Origin of the sequence: Daejeonella oryzae DSM 19973, assembly GCF_000422945.1 — a bacterium.
GTDB classification, from domain to species: Bacteria; Bacteroidota; Bacteroidia; order Sphingobacteriales; family Sphingobacteriaceae; genus Daejeonella; species Daejeonella oryzae.
On the sequence record NZ_AUHA01000001.1, the window covers coordinates 1 to 3,731 of the forward strand.

Genomic DNA, 3,731 nt, shown 5'->3' on the forward strand with positions numbered 1-3,731 from the left:
ATGCGCCAGTTTTAAAATCGGTCTCGCAAAGGGCAATTAGAAAGGTACTAACGTTAGCTGTGGAAATCAATTTTTTGGTCGAAATAGGGAGGATTACTGCTAACGTTTTGGGGCTTTGCGATGTGGCGGATTTTTAGCACAAAAGTTCAATAGAATTCCTGCTGTTGAACCTTACACAAATGTTTATTAGAATTCCGTCAGCCGCCATATTGCCAAACCGATGTTAGTGGCTGGCTTTCTTGTCATTTCGTAATCCACTTTGTCAATTTTGATAATAATGTCGGTTTAGGATTTTCATACGAATATGATTTAGTTTCAGAGTTGTAAAAAGAGTCCTTTACTTCTCTTGTTACCACGTCAATTTCAAAACGAAAAGGCTCATTACTTGTCTGATAATGCCAATAAGTAGCATACAGTAAATTGTTTCTTATTTCATCAAGTTTTATGTCGTCAAAGTAGTAATTGTCAAAAAGCACAAAGTCGTTACCGTTAATGTCCATATAGCGCAGGTCAAAACCACTTGAATAATAAATGTTTTCACCTTGTTCGTCTACAATTGCTGTCTTGGCATCTGATATTTCAGTTTTATTAAGTTGTTCTCGTGTATTAATGTCAATTAGAAAAGTTTGTCCACCTGCTACAATAAAGGCTTTCCCTTTTTTTGTCAGGTTTATTATAAACGTCCCTTGTTCAACCCAACTTTGTTCAAATGAACCAACCCAATCTTGTACGTCTTTATCTACAAACTTTACCCATAGACAATTTGGTGTTATCTTTCCAAAATGTTTCTCTGGATACTGTCCTGAAATTGGTCTGTATATAAATTCTGCGTTCATTTTTCTTTCTATACGGTCGGACTGTTAAGCTTGCCACTAACGTTTACAGGTTTATATTGTGCCCGAATAAAAAGCACTTCATTGTCGCCCGAGTACTAATGTAAATAAAAAGCACTACAGAACAAGAACCACGTCACCCGGGCATAATTTAAACATGGTGTTGTGCGCTGGTATTATTCCTTCGTCCTATATAAATATGCTACATTATACCTGTAGCCGAAGCCAAGAATTAACATAAAAGCACCATAATTGTCCACTGCGTTATTCAATATTAAGTCTCCCGAATTTGATAATCCTAGTCTTGTTTTTCTGATAAAACATCCTCCTAAAATATATGGAAGTCCATGACATTTTCTTAATTTGTTGTCTAAATGAAAGAAGCCATTTTTTTTCAACTTACCTGAAATATTAATCTGTTTTATAAGGTTAGTATCTGAATAGAGTTTAAATAAAACATTGCTTTTATTAGGAAAACTAACATCAACGTATTGTTCATTTACTACAGATGAAAAACGGGTCGAGTCTGTCAAAACCTTGAATAGTTCAGAAGGTTTAGAGTTATCTAGCTTATTCTTTGTGACGAAACTGCTATGAGAAACACTTTCATACTTTTTATTAAAGCTTGAAAGCGTGTTTTCGGTCAAATTCTGTTTAATATTCTTTGTTAGTCCCGATTGAAAGCTGGCACAGGATATAAAAAAAAGTGAAGGTAAAAACAACAAGCATTTTTTCATGGGTCAGATAAGGTTGTCGGGTTTCTTATGCTTGCGCACAACGGTTAGTATTTGCGAAGATGGGGGAGATACCCCTATTTGCTATGATAACCGAAAAGATTAAAAATAAAGTAATAAAATAAATTTCACCACAACAGCCCATTTGCGCAAATGCAATGTTAGCTGTAGTTAATATTTAAACAATGACAGAAACAAGCAAATTTTACCAAGACTTAAACGAGGGTCAAAAAAAAGTAGCCCCAAAAGTAGCTGAACTCCTTGTAGGATTATCAATTTCTGAAGCCGAAGAACTATTAAGAATGGTTGCCCGATCTTTAGGAGAAATAAAAGTAAGATAGAAGTTTTATTCATTTAGGGATATTACGACTTGGTCAACAGATTCTTTGACCTTTGCTGTGATTAGGTAAATGTCCTCTAAATTGTATTTCGTTATAGAAGGTATGTTATTCTTAATTTCTGTTAGTAGTTCTATTATTTTGTCTGCTTGTTGTTCAGTCATTGGATTAGGATTTAAAGGTTAAGGATTTAGTTATAATTAATAAATATACTATTAAAATTAAAAAATCAGCTAAGGTTAGCGAGATTAAGAGCATTTAGTTCCCCTTTTATCTCTAGAAGATCCCAAACGGCATTTCTAACAGACATATAACTGTCCAGTTTAAGAATTTTTTCTTGCTTTGATTTATGTAATATTTTTTTTGTTATTGCAATATGGTTCTCTATGCAATATTGTTTTATCCTATCATCTATTGTTTGAGGAGCAATGTCAAGTATTTCATTTCTCCATCTATGAAAATCCGAAAATGGGTTTTTAGAGCCACTTCGTGCGCCAAAAACCTCTTTATGAGCATCTTCAATCATTTTTTGATGTGCTACGAATTTAAATACTTCCTTAATTCGAATTAAGTATAAAATCTGCTCATGGGTTAACAGGTCGAAAGAGTTCTTTTTATCTTCAAGAGTTCTTAACTCTTGCACCTTTTCAATTAAGAATAATTCAAACTCTGGGTTTAACCAACCAGCAAATTTGATGGCAATATCTTTATGGGCATAAGTACCTGCGTGTGTTCCTGATCGTGTGAAAATACCAACAGCATTAGTTTTTTCTATCCAATTTTTAATCGAAATTTCATCTCTATCAGTAATTAATTGCTTGGCGTCCATTTGGGCACCGAGGAAATTTATGTTATTTTTCCTTTCCCATGCTGACAAATACCCTACGGTTGCCGTGTTTCGCATCCAAGAACGAATAGATTTTCTCCCTCTAGACGCAATTGCCATCTCAGTTATATTTATATAATCATCTCGGTCATCAGAAAATATGCTTATTTGTGACCCTTGGTAATTAATAACAGAATTTTTTTGAATATCCATAGTTTTATTTTAAGATAATATACTATCGGTCTTTCCGCCATACTCCTTTCATACAGCAGGGTAATTACAGCTAACGGTTAAGGTTTATGTTGTGACGGATTTAAGACACTAAACTAACTATAAGCCACTAAAATAAATTAATAGTAGTAAGGACAAATATGCACAGTCGCCCGGCATAATTTAAACCTTTTGTTATAGGGCGTTTTTACTTATTAAACAATTTGGTTGTATGGAGAATGAAAATGAAATTTTAACACAATCGCTGGAAAAAATATTCGCTAATGAGCGAGTTCTATTGCCAGATATTATCAAAAAACAAAAAGAAGTTCTAAACTTGCTTAATGATATGCCACTATCAGCAGTAAAAGATATTCTTTCTGGATTGTATTCTGAAATTGAAAAGTGTGCAGTAGTGAAAGCTATTTTTTAAAAGCAAGCATTACAACGCAAAATTGACGGTCAATAGTTTCAAACCTGATAGTGCTTTTGTCAATTTCGAAATCATTAGTAATTGAAGGATGATCTCGCCTCGCTTCTTGAATTAGAAAATCGAGATGTATATATTCCGCATTAAATCGGTTTATATCCAAAGATGGAGCAATTTTAATTGGCTTAAAGAGTACTATGAAGTCTTTCATTTTTTTTGGTTAATTAGTAATTTTTAAATTTGCAAGGTTTTTTAAAATGCCCTATAACGGTTAGGCTTGTTGCTGTTGCGGAATGTTGGCACTTTACATTTAAGCCCGCAGTAATGTAAATGAAAGGACTGAAATAACATAAACCATGT

At 33.6% G+C, this 3,731-nt stretch carries 5 protein-coding genes; 2 read left to right on the top strand and 3 right to left on the bottom strand.

All coding sequences use genetic code 11. The features are described 5' to 3' along the window. Nucleotides 1–242: 242 nt before the first annotated feature. The gene (locus G521_RS0100010) at nt 243–836 is read right to left on the bottom strand and encodes a hypothetical protein (RefSeq protein WP_026896681.1); all 594 of its coding nucleotides are present in this window, start codon (nt 834–836) and stop codon (nt 243–245) included. Between the two features lie 916 nt (nt 837–1,752). Here G521_RS0100010 and G521_RS18075 point away from each other — a divergent pair. Then, complete coding sequence (locus G521_RS18075; protein WP_155975618.1) at nt 1,753–1,908, top strand: hypothetical protein; 156 nt, start codon at nt 1,753–1,755, stop codon at nt 1,906–1,908. 226 nt (nt 1,909–2,134) lie between these two features. On the opposite strand, the gene G521_RS17570 is transcribed toward G521_RS18075, so the two are convergent. Beyond that, complete coding sequence (locus G521_RS17570; protein ID WP_051189317.1) at nt 2,135–2,944, bottom strand: KilA-N domain-containing protein; 810 nt, start codon at nt 2,942–2,944, stop codon at nt 2,135–2,137. Between the two features lie 229 nt (nt 2,945–3,173). On the opposite strand from G521_RS17570, the gene G521_RS0100035 reads away from it, so the two are divergent. Further along, entirely contained in the window at nt 3,174–3,374 is a 201-nt protein-coding gene (locus G521_RS0100035) for a hypothetical protein (RefSeq protein ID WP_026896682.1), read from the top strand. Here the strand turns inward: G521_RS0100035 and G521_RS0100040 are convergent. Then, nucleotides 3,364–3,582: a hypothetical protein gene (locus tag G521_RS0100040; RefSeq protein ID WP_026896683.1), complete on the bottom strand. Its 219-nt coding sequence runs from the start codon at nt 3,580–3,582 to the stop codon at nt 3,364–3,366. The genes G521_RS0100035 and G521_RS0100040 overlap by 11 nt on opposite strands. Nucleotides 3,583–3,731: the final 149 nt, after the last annotated feature.